The sequence below is a fragment of the Nitrospirota bacterium genome (assembly GCA_040754395.1).
Lineage (GTDB): Bacteria > Nitrospirota > Thermodesulfovibrionia > Thermodesulfovibrionales > SM23-35 > JBFMCL01.
This window is the reverse complement of sequence record JBFMCL010000008.1, coordinates 18,987-45,630: the sequence shown is the minus strand read 5'-3', so window position 1 is coordinate 45,630 and position 26,644 is coordinate 18,987. Positions and strand designations below refer to the sequence as shown.

23 protein-coding genes and 1 tRNA gene are annotated in these 26,644 nt (G+C 49.5%); 12 read left to right on the top strand and 12 right to left on the bottom strand.

The features are described 5' to 3' along the window. Positions 1–3 precede the first annotated feature (3 nt). From AB1552_05650 to guaB, 7 genes are all read right to left on the bottom strand, one after another. Positions 4–1,167: a type III PLP-dependent enzyme gene (locus AB1552_05650; GenBank protein ID MEW6053263.1), complete on the bottom strand. Its 1,164-nt coding sequence runs from the start codon at positions 1,165–1,167 to the stop codon at positions 4–6. 97 nt (positions 1,168–1,264) lie between these two features. Next, positions 1,265–1,942: a hypothetical protein gene (locus AB1552_05645; GenBank protein ID MEW6053262.1), complete on the bottom strand. Its 678-nt coding sequence runs from the start codon at positions 1,940–1,942 to the stop codon at positions 1,265–1,267. Further along, entirely contained in the window at positions 1,935–2,720 is a 786-nt protein-coding gene (locus AB1552_05640) for a TlyA family RNA methyltransferase (GenBank protein MEW6053261.1), read from the bottom strand. The genes AB1552_05645 and AB1552_05640 overlap by 8 nt, the downstream gene beginning before the upstream one ends. Further along, positions 2,717–4,600, bottom strand: a complete 1,884-nt coding sequence (dxs, locus tag AB1552_05635; GenBank protein MEW6053260.1) for a 1-deoxy-D-xylulose-5-phosphate synthase — start codon at positions 4,598–4,600, stop codon at positions 2,717–2,719. Before dxs ends, AB1552_05640 begins: the two co-directional genes overlap by 4 nt. Then, positions 4,600–5,490 carry a polyprenyl synthetase family protein gene (locus tag AB1552_05630; protein MEW6053259.1) on the bottom strand — a complete coding sequence of 297 codons (891 nt, stop codon included), beginning with the start codon at positions 5,488–5,490 and terminating at the stop codon, positions 4,600–4,602. Before AB1552_05630 ends, dxs begins: the two co-directional genes overlap by 1 nt. Positions 5,491–5,558: 68 nt before the next feature. Then, positions 5,559–7,097, bottom strand: a complete 1,539-nt coding sequence (guaA, locus tag AB1552_05625; protein ID MEW6053258.1) for a glutamine-hydrolyzing GMP synthase — start codon at positions 7,095–7,097, stop codon at positions 5,559–5,561. 70 nt (positions 7,098–7,167) lie between these two features. After that, positions 7,168–8,625: an IMP dehydrogenase gene (gene guaB, locus AB1552_05620; protein ID MEW6053257.1), complete on the bottom strand. Its 1,458-nt coding sequence runs from the start codon at positions 8,623–8,625 to the stop codon at positions 7,168–7,170. Between the two features lie 158 nt (positions 8,626–8,783). Here guaB and lepA point away from each other — a divergent pair, with 158 nt between their 5' ends. Together lepA and hemW are read left to right on the top strand one after the other, a co-directional pair. Continuing rightward, positions 8,784–10,577, top strand: a complete 1,794-nt coding sequence (gene lepA / locus AB1552_05615; GenBank protein MEW6053256.1) for a translation elongation factor 4 — start codon at positions 8,784–8,786, stop codon at positions 10,575–10,577. Positions 10,578–10,641: 64 nt separating this feature from the next. Continuing rightward, a complete protein-coding gene (gene hemW / locus AB1552_05610; protein MEW6053255.1) occupies positions 10,642–11,862 on the top strand; it encodes a radical SAM family heme chaperone HemW in 1,221 nt (406 codons plus the stop codon). Between the two features lie 318 nt (positions 11,863–12,180). Here hemW and AB1552_05605 read toward each other — a convergent pair whose 3' ends face one another. After that, the gene (locus tag AB1552_05605) at positions 12,181–13,284 is read right to left on the bottom strand and encodes a TOBE domain-containing protein (GenBank protein ID MEW6053254.1); all 1,104 of its coding nucleotides are present in this window, start codon (positions 13,282–13,284) and stop codon (positions 12,181–12,183) included. Between the two features lie 190 nt (positions 13,285–13,474). On the opposite strand from AB1552_05605, the gene AB1552_05600 reads away from it, so the two are divergent. Next, the gene (locus AB1552_05600) at positions 13,475–14,437 is read left to right on the top strand and encodes a sulfite exporter TauE/SafE family protein (GenBank protein MEW6053253.1); all 963 of its coding nucleotides are present in this window, start codon (positions 13,475–13,477) and stop codon (positions 14,435–14,437) included. Between the two features lie 7 nt (positions 14,438–14,444). Here AB1552_05600 and AB1552_05595 read toward each other — a convergent pair whose 3' ends face one another. Next, entirely contained in the window at positions 14,445–15,608 is a 1,164-nt protein-coding gene (locus tag AB1552_05595; GenBank protein MEW6053252.1) for a phospholipase D-like domain-containing protein, read from the bottom strand. Positions 15,609–15,706: 98 nt separating this feature from the next. On the opposite strand from AB1552_05595, the gene AB1552_05590 reads away from it, so the two are divergent. Both AB1552_05590 and AB1552_05585 read left to right on the top strand, forming a co-directional pair. Then, complete coding sequence (locus tag AB1552_05590) at positions 15,707–17,158, top strand: leucyl aminopeptidase (protein MEW6053251.1); 1,452 nt, start codon at positions 15,707–15,709, stop codon at positions 17,156–17,158. Beyond that, positions 17,155–17,982, top strand: coding sequence for a zinc dependent phospholipase C family protein (locus tag AB1552_05585; GenBank protein ID MEW6053250.1), 828 nt, complete (start codon positions 17,155–17,157; stop codon positions 17,980–17,982). Before AB1552_05590 ends, AB1552_05585 begins: the two co-directional genes overlap by 4 nt. A gap of 9 nt (positions 17,983–17,991) precedes the next feature. Here the strand turns inward: AB1552_05585 and nifS are convergent, their stop codons facing one another. Both nifS and nifU read right to left on the bottom strand, forming a co-directional pair. Then, the gene (gene nifS, locus AB1552_05580) at positions 17,992–19,176 is read right to left on the bottom strand and encodes a cysteine desulfurase NifS (GenBank protein ID MEW6053249.1); all 1,185 of its coding nucleotides are present in this window, start codon (positions 19,174–19,176) and stop codon (positions 17,992–17,994) included. Continuing rightward, positions 19,173–20,003 (bottom strand): Fe-S cluster assembly protein NifU, encoded by an 831-nt coding sequence (gene nifU / locus AB1552_05575; protein MEW6053248.1) that lies wholly within the window; start codon positions 20,001–20,003, stop codon positions 19,173–19,175. Before nifU ends, nifS begins: the two co-directional genes overlap by 4 nt. Before the next feature lie 144 nt (positions 20,004–20,147). On the opposite strand from nifU, the gene AB1552_05570 reads away from it, so the two are divergent. The 4 genes from AB1552_05570 to AB1552_05555 all read left to right on the top strand — a co-directional run bounded on the left by AB1552_05570 (position 20,148) and on the right by AB1552_05555 (position 22,681). Continuing rightward, positions 20,148–21,842 (top strand): diguanylate cyclase, encoded by a 1,695-nt coding sequence (locus AB1552_05570; GenBank protein ID MEW6053247.1) that lies wholly within the window; start codon positions 20,148–20,150, stop codon positions 21,840–21,842. 70 nt (positions 21,843–21,912) lie between these two features. Further along, entirely contained in the window at positions 21,913–22,197 is a 285-nt protein-coding gene (locus AB1552_05565; GenBank protein ID MEW6053246.1) for a GYD domain-containing protein, read from the top strand. 65 nt (positions 22,198–22,262) lie between these two features. After that, a complete protein-coding gene (locus tag AB1552_05560) occupies positions 22,263–22,550 on the top strand; it encodes a hypothetical protein (protein ID MEW6053245.1) in 288 nt (95 codons plus the stop codon). A 44-nt stretch (positions 22,551–22,594) separates the two neighbouring features. Then, positions 22,595–22,681, top strand: a tRNA-Leu gene (locus AB1552_05555). A gap of 128 nt (positions 22,682–22,809) precedes the next feature. Here the strand turns inward: AB1552_05555 and AB1552_05550 are convergent. Then, complete coding sequence (locus AB1552_05550; GenBank protein ID MEW6053244.1) at positions 22,810–23,139, bottom strand: toxin-antitoxin system HicB family antitoxin; 330 nt, start codon at positions 23,137–23,139, stop codon at positions 22,810–22,812. Positions 23,140–23,505: 366 nt separating this feature from the next. On the opposite strand from AB1552_05550, the gene gcvH reads away from it, so the two are divergent. From gcvH to AB1552_05535, 3 genes are read left to right on the top strand one after another with little or no spacing between them, the layout of a single operon-like run. After that, positions 23,506–23,892 carry a glycine cleavage system protein GcvH gene (gcvH, locus tag AB1552_05545; protein ID MEW6053243.1) on the top strand — a complete coding sequence of 129 codons (387 nt, stop codon included), beginning with the start codon at positions 23,506–23,508 and terminating at the stop codon, positions 23,890–23,892. After that, on the top strand, positions 23,889–25,274 hold the full coding sequence (lpdA, locus tag AB1552_05540; protein ID MEW6053242.1) for a dihydrolipoyl dehydrogenase: 1,386 nt from the start codon (positions 23,889–23,891) through the stop codon (positions 25,272–25,274). The genes gcvH and lpdA overlap by 4 nt, the downstream gene beginning before the upstream one ends. Continuing rightward, positions 25,271–26,635, top strand: coding sequence for a hypothetical protein (locus AB1552_05535; GenBank protein ID MEW6053241.1), 1,365 nt, complete (start codon positions 25,271–25,273; stop codon positions 26,633–26,635). Before lpdA ends, AB1552_05535 begins: the two co-directional genes overlap by 4 nt. Positions 26,636–26,644 lie beyond the last annotated feature (9 nt).

Below are 26,644 nucleotides of genomic sequence, written 5' to 3'. Positions count from 1 at the left end.
TCTCTAAAGTAAAATTGTTTTCGGTATTGAGAATCCGTTGAATTCCGAGGCATAGGATATGGTATACGCACCGCTTGACAGGATGAGAATCAGGGTTCCCACAGGCGGATCGGGAAGCGATACGTTTTTGTCGATGACATCAAAGCTGTCACAGCTCGGGCCTGCCACTGTCCATTCCTTCCTGTCCCCTGCCTCCGTCCGGGTTTCAGCGATATAGCTGTACCTGATTCCGCCGACGCTTTCCATAAGTCCGTTGAACACTCCGACATCGATATAAAGCCAGTCTTCATCTCCTCTCGGCGCCTTTCCGATTACCGTTGTCACCAACACCCCGGCATCACCGACGACCGCCCTTCCCGGCTCAATATGGATCTCAGTGTCTTCGGGAAACCTTTCGCGGATAAGCTGGTCCACATTCTTTTCTATCGCTTCTATGCTGATTACGTTCTTCGTGTATCGTATGGGATATCCCCCCCCGAGGTTCAGCAGGCGCAGTTTCAGTCCCTTATTTGACGCCAGATCCCAGAGGTTTTTCGCCTTATCGAGGGCGATGTTCCAGTTGTAGATATTTGTGCACTGGGAACCGACGTGGAAGGTGATCCCTGAAGGATTCAGGCCCATATCCCTCGCATATAAAAGAAGCGCGAGTGCTTCGTCGAGTTCCACGCCGAATTTCTTGCTGAGCGGCCATTCACTTCCTTCATTCGGCACTGAAAGCCTCACATATACATTACAGCCGGGAATCATATCGGCAAGCTTTTTGACCTCTTCCGCAGAGTCAAAAGAGAACCTGTTTACTCCGCATGCGGCAGCCATCTTCAGAAACTTGAGGGACTTGACCGGATTGCTCGAGATTATCCTTGAAGGTTCAACCCCTATCGACGAGAGCATCTCGAGTTCTCCCTCAGAGGCAATCTCGAACCCCATCCCGAGTGTATCGAGGAATCTGAGTATCTCGATGTCAGGGTTTGCCTTCACCGCATAGAACACCCTTGCGTTCCTGATATGACGACCGATCAGTGATGTCTTTTCCCTTACTTTATCACTGTCTATCAGGAGAAAAGGCGTTTCAATCTTCTCTTTATCAAGATAACGCAATGTTTTGAACAGGGTTGATTCGGGAATAATCCCTGCATGCGTCTTCTCTATTTTAAATGTCCTCAGCACCTGACACCTCTTAAAAAATATTCTCTGCTCCTGAATGTTAGGAAATTTTTATTTAACGGTATTTGGAAAGAATTTGCAACAGATTTCTGGAGGTTGTTTAATGAGGCCTTCTTGCACGGAGAAGTTTTTTTGCGGTCGCACGGATCCCCTCCGTGACATTCTTGTTCTTCTCGAGCAGGCTGAGATCTCTCGTTTTCAGGTCACTGACAAGCGGTATGGCAATCCCCGGAGGAGTTTTCGGGTTCGTCACGAGCGCGAGAGTAATACTGTAATTCTTCATCCACTCCCTCTTCTTGGTGATTTTTCTCAGCGCTTCATCCGATATGGAGCGGGATCGTGCGACCAATTCCACCTCTGTCTCGGTTATTTTCGGGTTTTCGAGCACGGTTAATGACACTTCCTTGTTCGGGTCTCTCAGCAGTATTGTCCGCACTTCCTTGCCGCCTTTGAGCGCAAGGTGTATCCGTTCCGCAACAGACAGTTTCTGGACCTTCTGGAGCATACTCTCGGAACGCTCCTCTGAAGTCTTCCGTGCCCTGACTATCTCCGTTTTCTTTTTTGCCGGGACCCTGAGGATGCCGCTCACGAAATGCAGTACCTCGTCAGGGGTATCCGGGTTTTCCAGAAGAAGTGCGAGAATCTCGGGCCTGTTGACATTCGTCTTTGCGACTTCTTCATATAAAGACGGATCCTGGGCGTCTTCAAGGAGCAGTTCTATCGTCTCTTTGGATACGCTCGACATCTGGAAGCCTATGAGGATTCTGTCATCAGCCATTGTTTTCCCCCTTCATGAAAATAAAGTATTCTCTGTTTCCCTTCTGTCCCGGGACAGGAGACTGAAAAACCCCTGCAGTCCTGAATCCATGGGATTCAGAATCCCTCTGTATATCCTTGACCGCCTGCAGTCTTTTTTCTTCTTCCCTCACAATCCCTCCTTTTCCCACCTCTCCCTTGCCAACCTCAAACTGCGGCTTGACAAGCGCAATGATCACGCCTTCTTTCCTCAGGAACTTCTTTACCACGGGGATGACCTTTCTGAGGGAAATGAATGATACGTCAATGGCGGCAATATCTACGAGATGATCCCGGAGGTCTGCAAACTCCTGCCCGCTGAACCTGGATGCCTCACCTTCATCCATTGCATCCAGATATCTGACATTGGTTCTTTCCATCACAATAACTCTCGGGTCTTTTCTCAGAGACCATGCGAGCTGCCCGTAACCTACATCGATTGCATATACCTTTCCGGCGCCTTTTTGCAGCAGACAGTCGGTAAATCCTCCTGTCGACGCCCCGACATCCATGACCACCTTATTCTTCACATCGATCCTGAAGTAATCTATCGCTGCTTCAAGTTTGAGCCCTCCCCTGCTGACATAGGGCAATCGCGCATCCTTCAGTACGATATCAGCGTCCTGACTGGTAAAGGTTCCGGCTTTTGTCACTTTTATGCCGTCAACGAAGACATTTCCTGCAATCACAAGGGCCTTCGCTACTTCTCTGCTCTGTACAAGCCCCCGTGATACAAGAATCCTGTCAAGTCTTTCCTTCAATAGCTGTACGTCGGCTCTTTGTGGATAGCAAGCAGGGCCAGATAAATTCCCTCTTCGTCGAGTCCGTATTTCGTCCTCAGTTCACCCGGCGCTCCCTGTTCAATAAAAATGTCAGGGATACCGATACGCTTGACCCTGACATAAGGGCCTCCCATTTCGTTCAGGAATTCAATCACTGCACTCCCGAATCCCCCCTGAAGCACGTTTTCCTCGATCGTGACTATCCGTGGAACAGCAGATACTATGGAAGATATAAGATTGCGGTCCAACGGCTTTACAAAACGCGCATTGACAACCATCGTGGTGAAGCCTTCCTTTTCAAGCCTCAGCGCAGCGTGGAACGCCGGATATACCGTATTTCCAAGGGCGATCACTGCAACGTCCTTTCCGTCTCTGAGCACTTCGGCCTCCCCGATCTTGAAAGGACACTGAGGAGCTGACAACGGTCCGAATGACTGGACCTTTCCCCGTGGATATCTGATTGCACATGGACCGTTATGACTGAGCGCGAGCCCGAACATTGCCCTGAGTTCATTGTCGTCTTTCGGCTCCATCACGGCGATATTCGGAATATGCCGCAGATAGGAAAGATCGAACACCCCGTTATGGGTCGGACCGTCTTCTCCTACTATACCGGCCCTGTCAATGGAAAAAATGACCGGGAGGTTCTGAAGACAGACGTCATGCACAATCTGATCGTACGCCCTTTGGAGAAAGGTCGAATAAATCGCAACAACCGGCCTGACCCCCTGTGTTGCAAGCCCTGCGGCAAAAGTGACCGCATGGGATTCCGCGATGCCGACATCATAAATCCTGTCAGGATATTTTTTTGCAAACGTTTCAAGCCCTGTTCCTTCCTTCATCGCCGCGGTAATAGCAACTATCCTCTGATCCTTTTCCGCCAGTTCGGCAAGAATATTACCGAAGGCTTCACTGTAGGTAAGGCAGCCTCCGCTTATGGGAGACCCTGTCTCCAGTTTGAAAGGCCCGATACCGTGATAGAGGGAGGGGTCTTTTTCGGAGAATTCGTATCCGCGGCCCTTTTTCGTAATAACGTGCACGAGTGTGGGATACGGTTCTGTTTTTATCCGCTTCAGTGTGCTGATCAGAAGCTCGATGTTGTGTCCGTCTATGGGACCGACGTAATTGAACCCGAGCTCCTGAAAGATTATCCCCGGCAGAATAAGACGCTTCAGCATCTCCTCCGTTTTCTGGGCAATCTTCGCTGCCCTGTTTCCCACCTTGGGGATATTCTCGAGGATTGACTTCGTATCCTTCTTGAATTTCTGAAACAATTCGCCGGTCATGATCCTGTTCAGATATTCAGGGAGCGCCCCGACATTCCGTGATATGGACATTTCATTATCATTCAGTATGACAATAAGGTCCTTCTGGAGATGGCCCGCATTATTCAGCCCCTCGAACGCCAGTCCTCCGGTCATGGCCCCGTCTCCGATGACAGCGATAACCTTGAAATGCTCCCTGTTTCTGTCTCTCCCCTCCAGAATACCCATTGCAGCGGATATCGAGGTCGAACTGTGACCTGTGCCGAAGGGGTCGTGGTCGCTCTCATCTCTCTTGGGAAATCCGGAAATCCCCCTGTATTTTCTGATGCTCGGAAATCCTCCCAACCGTCCGGTGAGAAGCTTGTGGGGATATGTCTGATGCCCGACGTCCCATATTATTTTGTCTGCGGGAGAATTGAAGACGTAATGCAAGGCTATTGTCAGTTCTATCACTCCGAGGTTTGACGCCAGATGGCCTCCGTTTTTAGAAACGCGGCTGATGATGGTTTCCCTCAGCTCGTCAGTCAGGATCTTCAGTTCGGCAAAAGAGAGTTTCTTCACATCCTTTGGAGTCCTGATCCGTTCGAGATACATTAGGCTTTTCTCTTTCCCAGATACCCCGCGATCTCCCGCAGGGGATCCGCCTCTGAGGAAAATACCTTCAGCGCATCTGTTGCAGATGATATGAGAGCCTCCGCCTTCTGTCTCGCATGTTCCAGCCCGAACAGGGACGGATAGGTCATTTTCCTTTTCTTTGTGTCTGAACCCGCTGACTTGCCGAGTTCCTCGGTCGTGCCCTCTATATCCAGTATATCATCAATGATCTGAAAAGCGAGCCCCACATTTTCACCGTATTTTGTTAAGGCGTTCATCCTGCGCATTCCGCAGCCGCCGAGTATCGCACCGAGTCTCACCGATGCGGTAATAAGCGCGGCGGTTTTATGAGAATGGATAAACTCAAGCGTATCCCTGTCAGGAGCCGAATCCTCTGAAAGGATATCCTGTGCCTGTCCTCCTACCATGCCGCACGCGCCTGATGCGAGTGCCAGTTCCCTGACACATTTTACCAGATTCAGGGGTTTTATCTCTTTTCCATCCTTTCCTTTTTTTGTCATCATCAGGAACGCTTCCGTCAGAAGGGCATCCCCTGCAAGGATTGCAATAGCTTCACCGAAAACTTTATGGCTGGTGGGTCTGCCCCTCCGCAGGTCATCATTGTCCATGGCCGGAAGGTCGTCATGAATCAGGGAATAGGTATGGATAAGCTCAACAGCCGAGGCCTGCGGGATAATTTCTTCAGGGGAGCAGCCACAGGCTTCATAGGAAGCAAGTACAAGGATGGGACGGATTCTCTTTCCACCGGCCAGGAGCGAGTACCTGAGCGCTTCATGAAGAACCGGAGGAGACGAGGGCACCGAGAAATAGGATTTCAGGTATGATTCAATTAACTCACGTCTCTCCTGAAGATACGTTTTTATATCCATCATCCGGTTATCAGTTGCCTGGTGCTGCCTTCGGAATCAGCGTCTGCTGCAGCCGGTATTCTTTCTCTCTATTCCCACTCAATCGTACTGGGAGGCTTTGAACTGATATCATAGACCACCCTGTTGACGCCTCTGACCTCGTTGATGATCCTGTTCGAAATGGATCCCATGACATCATACGGTATCCTTGCCCAGTCCGCAGTCATGCCGTCAAGACTCTTCACCGCCCTGACCGCGATCACATTCTCATAGGTCCGTTCATCCCCCATGACTCCGACGCTTTTCACCGGCAGGAGTACCGCGAATGACTGCCAGAGTTCTGTATAGAGACCAGCCTTTTTTATTTCATGCAGGACAATGGCGTCCGCTTTCCTCAGGATGTCACAGCGCTCCCGTGTCACCTCTCCGATAACCCGGATCGCGAGTCCCGGGCCGGGGAATGGCTGACGGTTTATGATCTCTTCAGGCATATCGAGCTCTCTTCCGAGAACCCTCACCTCATCCTTGAATAACTCCCTCAGAGGTTCTATCAGCTTCAGTTTCATCTTCTCAAGGAGTCCTCCAACGTTATGGTGGCTCTTGATGGTGGCTGAAGGGCCCTTGAAGGGGACGCTCTCTATGACATCCGGGTATAAAGTTCCCTGTGCCAGAAATCCGACCCCTTTGATCTTCCTTGCCTCTCTCTCAAAAACCCTGATGAACTCGTTTCCGATGATCTTCCGCTTTTTTTCAGGGTCGATGACCCCTTTCAGTTTTTTCAAAAATATTTCCGAGGCATCAACACAGTCTATGTTCAAGTGAAAATGCTTCCTGAGGGTCTGTTCGACTTTTTTTGCTTCCCCGGTTCTCAGCACCCCGTTATCCACAAAAATACAGGTGAGCTGTCTGCCTATCGCCTTATGCACAATAACGGCAGTCACCGTGGAATCCACTCCCCCGCTGATTCCGCAAACCACTTTCTTCTTCCCCACCTTTTCACGTATCTCCTCCGTCGCAGTCTGGATGAATGACTTCATTGTCCATAGAGGTTTGCAGGAACACACGCGAAAGAGGAAGTTCTTCATGATTCTCACGCCCATGGGCGTATGGATAACCTCCGGATGGAACTGCAGGGAATAGAATTTCCTGCCTTTGTCTGCCATTGAGGCAACAGGCGAGTTTCCGGTATGTGCGATCGGCGTGAAACGGGACGGCACCCTCTGGATCCTGTCCCCGTGACTCATCCAGACAACGGTTTTTTTGGGGATTCCGCCGAATATGTCCATTCTCTGGTCGATGGTAAGTTCCGCTTTGCCGTATTCTCTTTTCCGGGCTCTGGCGACTTTCCCTCCGAGACAATGGGCCATGAGCTGCATGCCGTAACAGATTCCAAGAATAGGGACTCCGAGCTCGAATATCCCGAGATCAGGTATCGGTGCGCGGGAATCGTACACGCTTGAAGGACCCCCTGAGAGAATGATGCCCTTTGGATTGAAATCTTTTATTTTTTCGAGGGCTGCATTGAAAGGAAATATCTCTGAATAGACCCTGTTTTCCCTCACGCGTCTCGCAATAAGCTGGGTGTACTGAGAGCCGAAATCGAGAACCAATATCTTTTCTTCGTGCATACCCTATTTCACTGGTGCAATAAATGGCTTTGTAGTGTATGATGTGCAGCGACGGCTGTCTGCTTTCTGCCTACCACTCGGTGTAGTTGGGGGCCTCTTTTGTGATGATGACATCGTGCACATGACTTTCCCTGAGACCGGCATTCGTAATCTGGATGAATCTCGCTTTCCTTCTCAGTTCCGACAGATTCATGCAGCCACAGTAACCCATGCCCGAGCGCAACCCGCCGATGAGCTGATGTATACTCTGCGCAAGGGCACCTTTATACGGGACCCTTCCTTCCACCCCTTCGGGGACAAGCTTTGCAGATTTGACGCCTGCCTGAAAATACCTGTCTTTGGCCCCCTGCTCCATCGCGCCGATAGACCCCATCCCGCGGTACACCTTGTAACTGCGTCCCTGGAAAAGGACGATCTCTCCCGGGGACTCGTCTGTACCTGCAAAGAGGCTCCCTATCATAACAGAGTGGGCGCCTGCGGCGAGCGCTTTCGTGATGTCGCCAGAGTACTTCACTCCGCCGTCAGCGATCAGGGGCACTTTAAATTTCTTTGCAACCTCATAGCAGCTCTTTATTGCGGTGATTTGAGGAACTCCGGCTCCGGCTATGATTCTTGTCGTACATATCGAGCCGGGACCGATACCGATCTTCAGGCCATCCGCACCTGCCTTAATGAGGTCATGCGCAGCCTCTGAGGTGGCAATATTTCCTGCGACGATGTCGATATCGAAATTCTTTTTCAGCGTTCTGAGAGTCGCAATCACCGCACTCGTATGCCCATGGGCAGTATCAATGACGATTACATCCACGCCTGCCTTCACCAGCAGACCTGCACGGTAAACCGCGTCATCGCCTGTTCCCACCGCTGCCCCGACCCTGAGTCTTCCGACCCGGTCCTTGCAGGCATTCGGATATTTTTTCCTTTTCTCAATGTCCTTTATCGTTATCAGACCCTTGAGATTGTTATTCTTGTCAACGATGGGGAGTTTCTCTATCTTGTACTGATGGAGAATATCCTGTGCTTTTTCAAGGGTCGTTCCGACCCTTGCAGTAATGAGCTTTTCTTTTGTCATCACAAGAGAGACCTTCTTGCTGAACTGTGTCTCGAAACGGAGGTCCCTGTTGGTTATGATGCCGATGAGTTTGCCGTTCTCCGTAACCGGGACACCGGATATCCTGTATTTCTGCATCAGCGCGAAGGCCTCCGAGAGCGGCGCATCAGGCGGGATGGTGATCGGATCAAGTATCATGCCGCTTTCGGACTTCTTTACCTTATCAACCTCGCTCCTCTGCCTCTCGGGACTCATCGCCCTGTGCACAATTCCGATGCCACCCTCCCGTGCGATGGCAATTGCAAGTTCAGCCTCAGTGACAGTATCCATTGCTGCGCTGACTACAGGAATATTGATTGGGATGTTGCGCGTAAGCAGCGTTGAGGTATCTGCCTCCTTGGGGAGAACCCCTGACTTGGCAGGCAGGAGAAGTACATCGTCAAAAGTCAAACCTGTCTGTAAGGTATTGTCCGGCATGGTGTTTTAAAATTCTTTAAGTTTAACATTTTGACATCCTGCAAAGCAATCTTTCGGTTGCGGAATTTCCATTATTCCGGTTGGTTGCCCTGTTATGAAAAATGTGCAATGAACGGCAGCTTTTTTCCTGCCCGTTTGTGATAAAATAAAAAGCTCAAATGCATACAACACAGACAATACGCAACTTTTCTATCATAGCCCATATCGATCATGGCAAATCAACGCTCGCTGACAGGCTGCTTGAGTATACCGGCGCCCTGAGCGCTAGGGAAATGACCGAACAGGTACTGGACTCAATGGATCTCGAAAGAGAACGGGGCATCACCATAAAGGCCCATGCGGTCAGACTCAGGTACACAGCTGATGACGGCAGCGAGTATATCCTGAACCTCATAGACACCCCGGGTCACGTGGATTTCTCCTATGAGGTTTCGCGGAGTCTCGCTTCATGTGAAGGTGCCCTGCTGGTTGTTGACGCGTCACAGGGTGTTGAGGCGCAGACACTCGCAAACGCCTATCTGGCAATTGAGCACAACCTTGAAATAGTCCCGGTTATCAACAAGATAGACCTTCCTGCCGCCGATCCGGAAGGGACAAAGGCAGAGATCGAGGAAGCCATTGGCATCGACTGTGCAGACGCGGTGATGGCAAGCGCAAAAGAAGGAATCGGCACAAAGGAGATCCTCGAGGCGATCGTAAGGAAGATACCTCCGCCGCAGGGGCATGACAGCAACCCCCTGAAGGCACTGCTGTTTGATTCCTGGTTTGACAATTATCAGGGCGTTATTGTCCTTGTAAGGGTTTTCGACGGGATTGTGAAGGCAGGGAAAAAGATAAAGCTGATGGCAACCGGCCGTGTTTTTGAAGTGGCACAGGTCGGCATTTTCTCTCCGAAAATGGAGCCGGCATCCGAGCTTTCTTCAGGGGAAGTCGGATATATCATCGCGGGCATAAAAAATGTTACCGAAACCAAAATAGGAGACACCATTACTGATGCGGACAAACCTGCCGGGGAGCCATGCCCCGGATACAAGGATATCAAACCGATGGTTTTTTGTGGTTTCTACCCGACACAGGCACATCAGTATGAAAACCTGAGGGATGCGCTCAACAAACTGAGGCTGAACGATTCCTCTTTCATCTACGAGCCGGAAACTTCACTGGCGCTTGGATTCGGGTTCAGATGCGGCTTCCTCGGACTCCTCCATATGGAGATCGTCAAAGAGAGGCTTGAGCGCGAGTTCGACCTTTCTCTTCTGAGCACAGCCCCGACCGTCGTATACAGGGTTACAAAGACAGACCACCAGATCATCCATATCGAAAACCCCTCTCTGCTGCCGGACAGTTATGAGAAGATCGAGGAGCCTTTTGTGCTTGTAACGGTTTTTGTACCCGCAGATTTTGTCGGTTCGATTCTCGACCTGTGCCAGGAGAAAAGGGGAGTGCAGAAAAGCTTTTCATATATCGGAAAAGACAGGATAAAGGTCGAGTACGAACTCCCGCTCAATGAGATCCTCTGGGATTTCTATGACAGGCTGAAATCCATCTCAAAGGGGTACGCATCCATGGACTATGAATTCACCGGATACAGGGAATCGGACCTTACCAGGCTCAACATCCTCCTGAACGGTGAGACAGTGGATGCGCTCTCTCTGATCGTCCATAAGGAAAAGGCATATTATAAGGGACGCGAACTGACCGAGAAGCTCCGTGAGATCATCCCGAGGCAGATGTTCGAAGTCATCATTCAGGCAGCTATCGGCAACAAGATCATTGCGCGGGAAAGCGTAAGGCCCCTCAGAAAAGATGTGATTGCCAAATGTTACGGTGGAGATATCACCCGCAAGAGAAAACTGCTTGAAAAACAGAAAGAGGGCAAGAAAAAGATGAAGCAGTTCGGCAGGGTTGAACTGCCTCAGGAGGCCTTTCTGGCGGTTCTGAAAGTGAAGTAACAACCCGCCATCTGCCGATCTATTAAGGGAGATATGAGAATGAGGTCCGCAACAGGAAACCGCTGTGCCTGATTCCCTATACATCCATATCCCTTTCTGTGTCCGGAAATGCATCTACTGTGATTTCTTTTCTGTCGTCTATGATGAAGCAACAGCAAGAGCATATGTCGATGCGCTGTGCAGAGAATTGGACCTGAAGAGGGATTCTGCACACACGCTCAGGACGGTCTACATAGGCGGCGGCACACCTTCACTCCTCTCTGACCAATGTGTCCGTCAGATTTTTCAAAGCCTCTACAGGAATTTTATTCTCTCTCCGTCTGCAGAAATAACGGTCGAGGCGAATCCCGGGACGATATCTGAATCCGGTATGGCAACGATGCGTGCAGTCGGAGTGAACAGGTGCAGCGTAGGGGTTCAGTCGTTGAATGATGCTGAACTCAGGATACTTGGCAGAACGCATGACCATCTCGACTCCCTGAGGTCCGTTGAGCTGATAAAAAAATCCGGCTTCACAAATGTTTCAATTGATGTGATGTATGCAATTCCCGGACAGTGCATGGATTCATGGAGAAACACGGTTGCCTCGGCACTGGCGCTTTCCCCTTCTCATATTTCAGCATATGAACTTGCCCCTGAAAAGAATACCCGTTTGCATGCTCTGCTGCAGGCTGGCAGAGAAAAGAACTCCCTCACTTCACTGAGAACAGGTCGCAAGGGGAATGTGTCAGGACAACCCGTAATGCCTGAGGAAGATGTTATCGTGGACATGTACGACCATGTCATCGACCGTTTTACAGAAGCCGGATATGTGCACTACGAAATCTCAAATTTTGCACTTCCTGCCTTCAGATCCCTCCACAACCTTAACTACTGGGACAGAGGCGAGTATCTCTGTGCAGGGGCAGGCGCACATTCCTTTGTCAGCGGGATACGCGCAAAAAATATCCCTGACATCAGGCAATATATTGCAGCTTTGAACAGGGGCATCATACCCGAGATCGAATCACTCAGGATTGCTCCCGCAGTTGCGCTGAAGGAATACATTTTCCTGGGGCTAAGGAAGACGGAAGGCATCAATATGGCAAAGGCTGAAGACCTGATGGCAGGACTTCCGGAATCTTCTCTTCAGGCACCTCTGAAAAGAACTCTTGCCGATGCCGGCAGGGAATTTGTTGACGAGGGATATCTTCAAGCTGACAGAGGAAACCTCAGGCTCACCAGAAAGGGGATTGTCCTCTCCAGCACAATCATCGTAGCGCTCTTCGACCGGCTGGGATTATGAGACTGTAACGCAGTGCGATGAATCTTGTGCTATGTCTGTTTTTTGTCCCGGTCAGTCATTTGCGTGTCATCAGCTTTGGGCTTGGGCTTGCACACAGGACAATACAGTTCCCCCAGGTCCAGGAGGCATACATGCCCTCATTCCGGACAGCAGATGCACTGATGTAAGGGTTGTTCACAGACAGGACACAATTCCATAATTTGTTTCCCAAAACGCCCTGAGCATTTTCCCTTTCTGCCAGAAAGCCCCAACACAATTACTGCATGCAGGGCATCAGACGGTCAATGTGCGCATGAAACGGTTCGTGCATCCTTATCATCAGTCTGTATGCAGGACAACCGCAAAACTGTTGAACAGAGCCCATACCTGATCATTATTGCGAAACCTCATAGTGCGGACATTCTCCGTGGTAACCACAGAGCAGAGTTCTGTGCCGTCCGGTATGCGCACCATATATTCTGTGGTGATTTTTCCCTTTCTGACGCGTATGATAGTACCCGGGAAACGGTTTTCAGCCGTTGATTCAGGCTGCACGTCGCTTTTCTGCAGGATAACCCACGGTGCCTTTACCTCTGCGGTAATTAATGCACCCTCTTTCAGCCCGAGCCTGGACAGGCTGTCGTTGGTTATCACCGTTGTCACCGTATCTCCTCCCACAGTAACCATCTCCACCTTCGACTGTATGTCTCCCTTCTGTATGGAGCGGATCTTCCCAAAAAATCTGTTTCTGGCGCTTGTTTTTCTGGAAGACTCTTTTTCAATAAAGTACTTTGCCACCTGCTGGATATCATCATCAGAAAACGCCACATACGACGCGGTCAGATTGAGTGTTGAATGCCCCAGCATTTTTTGCACAACCGGCAAAGGCATGTTGCTTTTCATCAGCTCCACTGCGCGGGATTTCCTGATCACATCGGGTGCACCCATGGAAGAAGGGACCCCGCAGTCCCGGGCACGTTCGTAAAATTTCCGGCGAACATGACCGGGATCCACGTGAAACAGACTGTGCAGGTATTTTTTGAAGGAAGGCTCACGCAGTGCAGTGCGGATCTCATCAGAAAGTGCCTCCGGTATCTGTACTTCCCTGTGCGGACGCCCGTCTCCGCCATTGGTTCTCCCCAGAAGGACCGTTTTTCTTTTGAAATCCACATCCTGAAACGGGTTAAGTTCCAGCACCTCGTTCAGTTTTGCGCCTGTATACCGTATCAGAAGGAATATCAGCAAGATACGCTTGCGGGACAGGCGAACGTCTGACCTGAGAGTTTCCCCGGCCCAATGGCGGAAGGACTTTTCCATACAGTCAAGCTGAACCGTATCAAGGCACCGGGATTCGGCAGGGACAGAAACAATCCGTGAGTGGGTTGACCGTTCTGCGATAACTGTCTGCTGTTGTGCCTGGTTCCTTTTCCTTTGAAGACGCATGGTGTTCTTTCTATTATACCAGTGACGCTTCAGTCATTATTCTTTTGTGCCGTGCAGGGAAGCTGTTTTGATTCCGTGCACATCACCCTTCACAAAGTTCTTGACAGCCCCATGCATTACGTGATACAGTTTAATAACACGATTATAATATATTTCGTGCTATTAGGAAAAATTCTTCGGGAGGTTCATTATGTATTTCGAGACAGCCGGAATCGAAGTTGCCCCCTGGATCCCGCCGCTTGTTTCGCTGGTTGTCTCTTTCTTTACCTCAATGGGAGGGGTCTCCGGTGCGTTTCTTCTCCTTCCCTTCCAGATGAGCGTGCTGCATTTTACCAGCCCTTCCGTAAGTGCAACAAATTTCGTCTATAATATCGTGGCAATTCCGAGCGGAGTATACCGTTTCATCAGAGAGGGCCGGATGGCATGGCCGCTTACGAATGTGGTAATCGTCGGGACACTCCCCGGAGTCTTCATAGGATATTTTCTGAGGGTTTCTTACCTTCCCGATCCGAAAACGTTCAAATTGTTTGTCGGTTGCGTACTCCTTTACATCGGCGTCAGGCTGCTCTATGAACTTACCGGCAAGGCATCTGCAGGCAAAGTAAAAATGAAGGCCCTCGAAGACAAATTCAAGGAGAGAGCGAAGCAAATCAGGGAAAATCAGAAAGGCAAAGTAGCTTCGGGTCTGCCTCCCGAAGCAGTCGTAAAAACCGTGTCAGTGAGTCTCAGGAATGTTGAATATGAATTCTGGGGCGAGCGATTCTCCTTCAGCACTCCGGGCATGTTTTTTCTCGCATTTGTCGTAGGCATCATTGGAGGCACATACGGGATAGGAGGCGGAGCCATCATCGCTCCCTTTTGCGTCGCAGTCTTTCACCTTCCGGTGTACACAGTCGCAGGCGCCGCCCTGATGGGAACCTTTCTCACTTCGGTTGCGGGGGTGATTTTCTACAGTATTATCCCTGCAAAAGGAGGAATTACCACCTCTCCTGACTGGCTTCTGGGTTTCCTTTTCGGGATAGGAGGATTTGTCGGGATATATCTCGGTGCGCGTTTCCAGAAATTCGTCCCGCAGAAGGCAATCAAACTGATGCTGGGAATTATCATCATTTCTCTTGCGATCCGTTACATTACACAATTCTTTTTCTCATAATTCCGGATCATAGCCGTTTCCTGAACAGGGCAAAGAATCTCTCGAGCAGTTTTTCCGAAAACGGTCTCCTGAGCCATTCTGCAAGAGTTATCTGGGTGGATTTCCGCAGGTCCTCCTCGAATATCCCGATCATCTGTTTGCCGAATTCCGCATCCACTATACCAACATTTCCTTCGTCGTTTCTCCTGAGCGACTGGAAGTCGAGGTTTGCCGAACCGATGACACTCCATACACCGTCAAAAACCGCGGTCTTTGCATGCAGAATCTCTCCCTGATAATTGTATATCTCCACACCCGCCTTAAGGAGCTTGGCGAAAAAAGCCCTGCCCGCATAGTGCGCTGCGGTTACATCCGACCTTCCCGGCAGGAGCAGTTTCACATCGACCCCCCTCGCTTCAGCTTTTTCAAGAACATACAGCATTCTCCTGCTCGGAGTAAAATAGGCGGTTGTCAGATATATGGACGACTGCGCATGATCTAAGCTGTAATACAGCAGCTTCCTCATTTTCCGCCTTTCCCTTGAAGAACTGACAAATATGGGGAGTACCGGAAGGCCGTCGGGTATACGTTTAACCTCCTTTCCGAATTCAATCGGGGCTCCCTTCCATATCTTCCATGTCTTCTTGAAAATATCAAGGAGGGTCCTTACAACCGGTCCTTCCAGAAAAATACCGGTATCGCGCCACCCCCTGATTTTCTTCCGTCTGTGGTATCCCCTGTACTCGTTTGCGATATTCAAGCCTCCGGTGAATGCGATTTTTCCGTCGATGATGATGAGTTTCTTATGATCCCTGTGGACATAATGCAGGGGGTCAGTCCATTTGAAAGGCCGCGAAGCCCTGATCTGAATACCCGCATCTCTGAGTTCCCTCCAGAACTTCCTCGGGGTAAAGAACGACCCGAAATGGTCATAAAGAAGAAACACCTTCACCCCTTTGATCGCTTTTTTCTTCAGGAGTTCCGCGAGCTCACCCCCCGTGTCATCGTTCCGGAAGATATAGAACTCAAGGCATATGAGTTCCTCTGCTTCCCTTACTGCTTCGAAGATTCTGAGAAACGACTCCCTCCCTTTCCACAGAAGGGTAACCCTGTTTCCTTCCGTAAAGGAAATGCCGTACTCTTTTTCTATTTTTTCCCTTGCAAAAAGATGGCCGGAACCTGAAATATCCATATACCATCATTGCTGAAATTGTTTTTTCTGTCAATGCAGCTTCGCGTAGATATTTTCAGAATAAATCAGCTAAAATTATAAGAGTTTGTCTGCAATTGATGAATATTCATACAAAGAATCTTAACGAAGGAGAAGCTGCCTGCGATGCCCTGGTGCTGCCGCTGCCTGAAGGCAAAGCGGGATACGATGAATCTTTTCCTCCCTCACTGAAAAGGCTTCTGAAACGCGTGATATCGCGGGATTTCCGGGGGAAACTGAATGAAGTTATGCTGGTTCCTGCGCCCGATGACATTGCGCCCGAAAGAATCCTCCTTGCGGGACTCGGCAAAAAAAATGAGATTACCCCTGAAAGGGTAAGGCAGGCAGGAGGAAAATCGGCAGCAGCACTGAAGAACGCGGGAATGAAAAGGATCTGTGTCTCTTCCCGTGTGCTTTCCGCCTCCGGGATATCTCCGACTGTGTTCATTGAAGGCTCCCTGCTCGGCATCTATACATTCAGGAAGTATCTCCATGAAAAAGACAACCGGGAAATCGACAGCATCACCCTGCTGTCTGCGCCTTCAGAAGAGCTGCAGAAAAGCCTGCGATGGACAAAAGCAGTGGTTTCCTCTGTGAGCTTCGCACGAGACCTCATCAATACCCCCTCAAACGATATGACTCCTTCTCATCTTGCCCGTGCAGCAATATCCCTGAAGAGCAGCACGCTTGTCGTAAAGGTTCTTGAAAAAAAGGATATCATGAAACTTGGAATGGGATCCTATCTGTCAGTTGCACGCGGCTCGCATGAACCTCCGAAATTTATCATACTTGAATATAAAGGCGCAAAAGCATCTCCGCTGGTGCTTATTGGCAAATCAGTCACCTTTGACAGCGGCGGAATATCGCTGAAACCGTCCGAGGGGATGGAGAAAATGAAATACGATATGGCAGGAGGAGCAGCGGTTCTCGGTATCGTAAAAGCTGTCTCGGAACTGAAAATGCCGGTGCATCTCATCGCGATACTTCCGGCTACAGAAAACCTTCCCGGCGGCGCTGCAGCAAAACCCGGGGATATTGTCAGGGCAATGAACGGAAAAACCATCGAGATCATCAGCACCGACGCAGAGGGCAGGATGACTCTCGCAGATGCCATTGCCTTTGCCGGCCGGTATAAACCAAAGGCTATAATTGATATTGCCACGCTTACCGGCGCATGTTCGATAGCCTTCGGAAACGGCGCAATCGCCATGATGGGGAATAACAGGGAATTGATCGATGCCCTGAAGAAAGCCGGCGAAGAGACACATGAGAGAGTCTGGGAAATGCCGCTCTTCGATGAATATAAAGAGTTCGTAAAAGGTGACGTTGCCGACCTGAAAAATACGGGAGGGAAAAACGGCTCCCTCATATCTTCGGCATACTTTTTGTATGAATTCGCGGAGAATACGCCATGGGTCCATTTGGATATCGCGGGAACCGCATGGGTCGACAAGGAAAAACCCTATACGCCGAAAGGCGCTTCCGGCGTCGGGGTAAGACTGATTCTGAACTTCATAAAGGAGTTAAAATGATATTATTTACGTTATTGATAATCATATCAATTATATTTCTTCCTTCCTTTGCGTTCGCGTGGGGTCCGCTGACGCATATCTATCTCGGAAATGAGCTGTATTCTCTGGCCGCGCTGCTTCCCGCGGGCATCATGGAAGTTATCAGACGTTACAGGAAAGATTTCATTTACGGCAATCTCATGGCAGACATCATTGTCGGAAAGAAATACCTGCCCAGCGACAGGAACTCTCACAACTGGGACTTTGCGTTCGACCTGCTGGGAGCAACCGAAACGAAGCAGCAGAGGGCTTTTGTCTACGGGTACATGAGCCATCTCGCCGCGGATACCGTTGCGCATAATATCTATACCGCGGACAGGAAGAATATTGGCCATACGCTGTTTGAACTCAAAGCCGACAGTATTATCGACAAAAAATACTGGATGCTGGCAAGAGGGATTGACAGAAAAATCCAGATCAGAAATGACCTCTTCCTCGCGAACTTCCTCGAAAGCTTTATCTTCTCCTTCAAGACAAACAAGAGAATACTGAAGGGCATGGTGTTCCTGTCAGTCCTGAACAGGGAAAGGATTGGAGATTTCATTGACAGGAACCTCATCACTTCCCTTCCTGTGAGGGAGACGATAGAGCGGTTCCATCAGGATTCTCTGGACCAGATTATCGATTTGTTTCTCAACTGGGAGAACTCAGAAGTGGTGAAAGCCGATCCGATAGGGAGTGTACGCAGGACAAGGTATCTCGGGAGTGATTTCAAGGCGCTCCTTCTGCGGCCCCTGAAGATTGCCAACAGAGAGTTCCCGTATCGCAGCAGGAGATTCAGATAGGATCGGATATCACGAACAGCTGATAGTCTGGCCGGCTTTATCCCTGCCGAAAGGAGAAAGCTGCCTGAGGCTCTTTATGATGTCGGGCATGACCCCGATCACCCTGTCGACCTCCTCCTCAGTGTTATACCTGCTCAGGGAAAACCGAACAGATCCGTGAATAGCCGTAAAGGGCACGCCCATTGCCCTCAGCACATGTGAGGGCTCGAGCGAACCTGAAGTGCATGCAGACCCTGATGAGGCACATACGCCGTATTCATTCAGTCTCAGGAGTATCGCTTCTCCCTCAACGTATTCGAAGCTGATATTCGTGGTGTTCGGCAGCCTGCTGGAGACATCGCCGTTGACGCGCGCATCCGGACACGACTGCACCAGCATCTCCTCAAGCCTGTCCCTCAGTCGCCGGAGATATGCAACTTCCTCCGTCAGGTTCCGGGCGGCAAGTTCACATGCCATTCCCAGTGCGACAATAGACGCAACGTTTTCTGTCCCTCCCCTTCTTCCTTTCTCCTGATGGCCTCCGATGATGTACGGAGAAAATCGCGTTCCCTTTCTGACATAGAGTGCGCCAATCCCCTTCGGTGCGTGCAGCTTGTGGCCGGAGAGCGACAGCATGTCGACAGGGAGTTCTTTAATATTTATCGGCACCTTGCCCACAGCCTGGACCGCATCCGTATGGAACAGTATCCGTTTTTCCCTCAATATTTCACCTATTTCCCTGACGGGAAAGATATTCCCCACCTCATTGTTCGCGTACATGACAGACACCACGGCAGTATCATCATCGAGAATTCGCAGCAGTTCGTCGGTATTCAGCTGCCCCTTGCTGTTTACCGGCAGGAATGATACCCTGTACCCCTTTCTTGCAAGATGTTTGCAGAAATTCAGTACCGCTGGGTGTTCAACGCGGGTGGTGACAATATGCCTCTTCTGCGGAAAAGACTCGACAGCGCTCATGATGGCAGTATTGTCGCTTTCCGTCCCGCAGCTTGCAAAAATAATCTCTTCGGGATCCGCGCCGATAAGCTGTGCGACCTTTGCCCTTGCCTCTTCTATCTTCCTGTGAAGCTGGCCCCCGAAGGTATGCATGCTTGAAGGATTGCCGTAAAGTTCACCGAGATACGGAAGCATTGCCTCGCGCACTTCCGGTGCAACAGGAGTAGTGGCATTATTGTCAAAATACAAAGGGTTCATTGCGACTCCACGACAATGTCCTCGCTGACCAGTTCCCTGAGCTTGTCCTGTACACCGCTGATGGTTACACCCGCCATTGCACAGCCGGTACACATGCCGCGAAGCGCGATGATAACCCTGTGCCCGTCGATGTCGATAAGCTCGATGTCACCCCCGTCAGCCTGCAATCCGGGGCGTATCTCCCGTTCGATAATTTCCTGTATAAGCGCGATCTTCTGGAGGTTTGTCAGTTTTTTGGGTTGTGCAGCCTTTTCCGGGACCTTCAGTGACCATATATCGCGCAGTATGGCTTCAATATCCTCCCTGCATTCTCCGCACCCGCCGCCCGCCTTTGTATAGTCAGTGATCTCGTCCACGGTGGTGAGGTGGTTTTCGACCGCAACCTTCCTGATCTTCTCCTCAGTGATATTGAAGCACTTGCAGACGACTTTCCCCTCTTCCTCAACCGGCTTCGGAAGACCCCTATAGTCCGCAACTGCAGCTTCGAGGGCTTCTCTTCCCATGACAGAACAGTGCATTTTTTCCTGGGGCAGGCCCCCGAGGAAGTCCGCGATATCCTGGTTGGATATCTGCATGGCTTCATCGAGTGTTTTCCCCTTAATCAGTTCGGTAAGCGCAGAGGAGCTCGCTATCGCGCTAGCACATCCGAAGGTCTGGAATTTTGCATCGGTAATCCGGTTTGTCTCCTTGTTGATCTTCAGGGTCAGTTTTAACGCGTCTCCGCATACGATGCTGCCCACATCACCGGTCGCATCCGGATTTTCGATTTCGCCAATATTTTTTGGGGTGAGGAAGAGTTCTCTCACCTTATCGGTATATTCCCACATGCCTTTAATTTAATCAGAGAACAAAGTGAAATGTCAATTTGGAAGCGCTTCCGGAAAGGCGCTGCCGGATTGTTACGCTGCAGGAATAGTGATAGCCTCAGGAGGTGCCATATTATATAATAGAGTGTACGGAGGTCGGCCTGAATGGATCTGGACAGGATCAACTCAATCATGTCGCGCGATGTCATAACCCTCGATCCGGCGGAATCCCTGAAATCCGCGGTAATGAAAATGAATGCGGGCGACATAAGCTGTGTGGTCGTCGTCGAAGAGAATAAACCCGTCGGCATTCTGACTGAGAGAGACATCATTTACCTCCTCGGTGTGGATATCGACTTCGATGCCGTTGATCTCCGGACAGTGATGCGAAGCCCTGTCATCTCGATCTCAGAAGATACGGAACTGCCGGAAGCCGCAAATCTCATGGTAATAAACAACCTCAGGAGGCTGGTGATTGTCGACGGGCAGCACAACGTCATCGGAATCGTGACACAGACTGATATTATCAAAAACCTGAGTATCGATTCTTTTATCAGCCTCAAGAAGGTAGAACAGATCATGACCCGGAACATCGTATCCGTAACCGAAGAGGAGACACTCAAAGACGCCATCACACTCATGGCAAAAAACCGCATAAGCTGCATTCTTGTCATTAAGGAGAACAAGCCCCAGGGAATGATCACAGAGCGGAACATCACGAAGGCGGTAGCCGAAAACACCACGATCAATCACGTCAGCGAGATTATGACTACCGCTATACCCACAACAAACAAGGACATGAATCTGTATGATGCCACAAGGCTCTTGGATGACAGAAGGGCGAGAAGCCTTACGGTTGTTGACGCACAAGGCGATGTGATAGGCGTAGTCACGAAGAGCGACATCATCAAGAACCTGAGGGCTGATTACATCTCGATACTGAGGAATATGCTCAGGCAGAAATCACAGGCACTCGTGGAGTCGGAGTTGAAATACAGAACGCTCGTGGAGCAGTCGCTTGAAGGCATCCTGATAATACAGGACAGCGTGATCAGGTTTGTCAATCCCACCCTTCTCAGGATATTGAACTATCAGGAATCAGAAATGACGGGCATTGATGTGCTGAGGTTCCTGTTCCCCGACAGCAGGGACTTGCTGTCGGAAAACATCAGAAGAGTAAGCGAGCGGATGCCTACCGACTCTCCCCTTGAACTGAGGATGATCCACAAGAATGAAGAGGGGATTTTCATGGAGATCCTCCTGAATCATATACAGTATGAGGGAAGCCCGGCGATTCTCATTACGCTCAGAGACATCACCGAGAGAAAGAAGGCCGAGGCAGAACTGAAGAGACTTGTCATCACTGACGACCTCACAGGCCTCTATAACCAGAGGTATTTCTACACGCAGCTCACCAAAGAGGTCGAAAGGGCAAAAAGGCATAACAGAACCCTTTCCCTTCTCCTTATCGATGTAGACCTTTTCAAGGATTTCAACGATACCTACGGACACTGGGAAGGAGATTTCGTCCTGAAGAAAATCGGTGAACTGCTCATGAGGAATGTAAGGGACATCGACATGGCCTTCAGGTACGGAGGGGAGGAATTTACGGTAATCCTCCCTGAAACAAACTATCACGATGCGATGTTTGTGGCAGAGAGGATCAGGAAGTCCGTCTCCCAGACGCTGTTTTATCCTTTCACTCTCGACGGCCATCCGGAAATCGTGAGCAAGACAGTCAGCATCGGCATTACTGAATTCCATCATGACGATACGATGAAAAGCTTTCTGAAACGCGCGGACAGCGCAATGTATCATGCAAAAAAATCCGGAAGGAACATGGTCTTCCGGCTGCAATAAACGGATTGGCTGCCCGGGCATGCTTCGTTTGCCCGCGGCTGTATACACATCTCATTTAAAGGAGGCTTGAATGGCTCACTATGTGATCCTGAGCACGCTCACAGATGAAGGAAGAAAAACGATCAAGGAGAATCCGAAAAGAATCCTCGAAGTAAACAAGGAACTCGAAAAGATGGGCATTAAGGTGAAAGAACAGTTTGCAGTACTCGGGCCATATGATTTCGTGAACATAGTCGAGGCCGCCGACAACAATGCGATCATGAAGATGTCGGTTGAACTTGGGGCAAGAGGGTCTGTGCAGCTTCTTACCCTGGCAGCCATCCCTATTGAGGATTTCATCAAGAAGATCAAGTAACAGAAGTCTTCTCGGGGACTGCGCCGGGCAGCAGAAAGGGCTAATCCTAGTTATCGGAGGAGAATATGAAGGTATGCGCATTGTGCGTTCACGAAGTCACGGCAGACAGGGGATTCACCAGGAAAGCAACCTGCCCCAGGTGCGGGGGAGACCTTCATATCTGCCTGAACTGCAGGTTCTATTCGGAAAAAAGCCACAACAAATGCATTGAGCCGAAGGCGGAGTTTCAAAGGACACGTGACAGGACAAATTTCTGCGACTACTTCTCCTTCAGGGAAACTTCATCCGCTTCTTCTGCAAAAGAAAAGGAAGACGCCAAAAGGCAGCTTGATGCGCTGTTCAGGAAGCCCTGATTAGGTTTGACCAAACGGGATAAAATCGTCTAAAATCATCCGTTGCCGAAGTGGCGGAATTGGTAGACGCAAGGGACTTAAAATCCCTCGGAGTCCGCTCCGTGCCGGTTCGAGTCCGGCCTTCGGCACCAGCATTTTATATATATTACAGTTTGTTACAGTGACACCATCAACTGCCTAAGAGTGTCATAAAGTATCATTAAGTATTAAAAATCATCTGGATTATGCAGACGATTGCAGACAGAACACAGACAGAAAATCACCTGCTCAGCTTATCAGCTACTAGGCGGTTCAGGCTCACACCGTCTTCTGCCGAGCGAATTGCCAGTTCTCTATGAGTCTCAGGAGTGACGCGAACAACGAATTTTCCACTGTAGTGTCTGGTTGCAAGCGGCTCTGGAATCTCCTCCTTATTTTTTCGGAGGTCTTCTATAACCTTCCCAACCAGCGACCGAATCCCCTTGAGCGCTGCCTCGTGTGTTTTCGCTAACCAGCTTAGACTGGGGAATTCCGCGCAGAGTCCGACATACTCTTTATCTTCCCCAGACCACGTAACGCGATAGGTATAATGGTCATTTTTCAGTATCATGCTTAACCTCCAATAAATCGATTGCTCGGAGTACTTGTTTTACTTGATATGCTTTCGCTTTTCCTCGATCGTTCTGAATATTCACTCGAGGATCTCCGGGCCACGGTGTTTTGTATATTCTATGGCTGCTCCTCTTATGCCGGGCTATGCCGAAATAATAATCACATACCCGGCATAAGTCCGTGAACCTCACATCGCGTGCATTGTTTCTCATTTGAAGAATTATTTCCGCGATCGTGTCCATAAAAATAGTATAGTATCAATAGTAGTACCATTGCAACAGGTCCCGTGCGAACTCTCCTTGACAAAGAAGAAAAACCTATGATAAGAAATCTAAGTGATGCAATTTTTTACGAGGAGGAATACATGAACCCAGATGATCTCAAATATCATAAAGAACACACATGGCTTAAAGTGACTGGCAAGAAAGCGACTATGGGAATTACCGACTATGCACAGGACTCCCTCGGTGACATCGTATACATTGATCTTCCTGAAGTCGATTCTGACGTTGAGGCCAACAGCGAGATAGGCGAGATAGAGTCAACAAAAGCGACTTCATCGCTCATCGCTCCGGTAACCGGAAGGATTGTCGAAGTGAATGAGGATCTCTCCGAATCCCCGGAGATCATCAATGAAGACCCTTACGGCAAAGGCTGGATAGCCATAATTGAGCTCGATGACACCTCTGAACTTGAAGATCTGATGGATTCATCGGAATACCTCAAATATGTCGAAGAAGAAGCAAAATGAGGATCTCGGTCCTCGGTTCAGGACCCGGTGGATATGTTGCAGCGATTAAGGCCGCCCAGCTTGGCGCTCAGGTAACTGTAATCGAGAAGACCGAAGTTGGCGGCACCTGCCTTAACTGGGGGTGTATCCCGACAAAAGCCCTTGTTGCCTCTGCCGAAATGGCAGGCAAGGCCAGCAAATTCGAGAGTTACGGCATCGAACTGCGGGGAGAAGCCGTTCCCGACTTTTCCAGGATTATCTCCAGAAAGAACAGAATCGTCAATACCCAGATCAAGGGAATAAAAAGCCTTTTCAGCAGCCGGGGCATTGTCCTCAAAGAGGGACATGGTATGCTGACCTCTCCCCGCGAGATCTCGGTGACCCTCAGGGACGGGCAGCGAGAAAGAATCGATGCTGACAGCGTAATCATTGCAACTGGTTCGAAGCCTCTGCAGATACCCTACCTTCCGTTTGACGGACAGAGAATACTTTCGAGCGATCATGCCCTGATGCTCACAGAAATACCGAAAAGCCTTATTGTCGTGGGAGCGGGAGTAATCGGCTGCGAGTTCGCATGCATTTTCAGCGCGCTTGGGGCTGATGTGACGATTGTCGAGATGCTCCCGAGAGCATTGTCAACAGAGGATACCGAGATCTCCAAAATACTCGAGCGGGAATTCAGAAAGAAAAAGATTACCCTGCTGACAAATATCAAGGCGGAAAAGGTTGATGTGAAAGAGGACGGAATTCATATTTCTTTTGCCGACGGCAGGAAGATATCAGCCGAAAAAGTGCTGGTGTCCGCAGGCAGGTTGTTCAACAGCGAAGACATCGGTCTCGAAGAAGCCGGGGTCTCAAAGGGTCCTTGCGGAGAGATTGCGGTAAACGAGAGAATGGAAACAAATGTTCCGTCTGTATATGCAGTGGGTGACGTGGTCGGCGGGCTTCTGCTTGCCCATGTAGCCTCAGCAGAAGGCATCACTGCGGTGAAGAACATCATGGGCGGGAACGAAAGAATCGACTATGCCAGCGTTCCGAACGCTATATTTACCTCACCGGAGGTCGCTTCCGTCGGTCTCAGGGAATATCAGGCCGAGGAAAAAGGAATAAAAGTCAGAACAGGGCATATGGAATTCAGAGCTTTGGCCAAATCACATACCACAGGCGAGATCGAAGGTCTGGTCAAGGTAGTGGCCGATGCACAGTCGGACAGGATACTCGGTGTCCACATCATTGGCCCTCATGCCTCGGATCTCATTCATGAAGCTGCACTCGCTGTCAGGATGGGGCTCAGGACAAGAGATATTGCTGACACGATACACGCTCATCCCACACTTTCAGAAGTGCTTATGGAGGCTGCTGCAGATGTCCATAAGGAAGCGATACACGTCATTCGGAAATGAATGCTCATGAAAAAACAGACACCTGGTTCGATGCCTCAAGAAAAGCTCACAGGGAACACTATTCGGAACTCGATGTGCTTCTCAGGTCAATGGAAAGATTTTTTCATGTCGAGTACCTTCCCTCTGCCGGAGAAGATCTTACCTCAAGGAATTTCCACAATGAACTGATTGCCGTAAGGGATGTCATATTCAGAATGCTTGCAATCCTTGAAGTCGTCATTCCCGAAAGCAATAAAAATGCATACTGGTTTCAGAAATTTACCGAGACAAAATTTCTCAGCGGTCATTCAAGGGATGTGTTCCGCGGGAATCTCTACAGACAGGACTCTCCGGAAAAGGGGATGTATCTTCTGTATGATCTGTTCATAAACCTGAAGGGTATCGTCACAGACCTTCTCAAAACGAAGCAAATATCGTATCTCAGTTTCAAAAACATCGGTCAGCTTATAAGCAGGGAAATCAGGGAGAATACCTACCTTAATCCCTTCAGAAAGGACATCAACCCTGATTTTGATATTATAGAAAATGCAGAAATTGCCAACATCGTGAAATCCATCAGGGATCCGAAGATCAAGAAAAGCGTTTCCCTCCTTTACATCTATCTTTTCCGTTTTCTCCGATACGTCGGCCATATCGACATCACTTCTCAGCACAGGGTATCACTTCATGCATCACTGCTGATACTTATCCTGCTGAGGTCTGAAATCACCATGTTCCACACTTTCGTGAGAAAGACAGGAGAAAGCAGTAAAAATACAGATCTCAGAGACCTCCTGAATTCACTTTCCTATCAGTTTTCGATGGAAATGAAAAGGGTCTACCTGCAGGAGCTGAAAGGCATCATGCACAAAAAGACCTCTCAGCACTTCAGGGGAAAAATCGAAAACAGCACAGGCATTCTCAAAAACCTCACGGAACAGAGCATTGTCCAGCTTACACAATTCTTCAGGCCACGGATACAGGGCGAGGGCATATTCTGTAATTACACAACACGGGTGAATCAGTCTGTTAAGCTGAAAGAGGACATCTATGTGCTGAACAGGTTTTTATCCGTCATCGAAGAGAGGGCGGGGCGCCCTGAACAACTACCGGACATCCTCGAAAAACTGAAATCATTCATGCGCTATTTTGAAAGTTTCACGTTCAAAATGCTGCGGTATGACGACTATGAGGAATTCTCATATTTCTTCAGCATGATTTTTTCCCATAAAGCACCACCACATGAGAAAATCCTTGAAAAGATTCACAATTTTAAGATATTTTTAGAGACAACGCTCAGGCATATCTCTGATAGGGCTGAACTGAAAGACAAGCCGATGGATGTGGTACGGGCAGAAGAAATGCTGAAACAATATCTATAACAGGAGGGT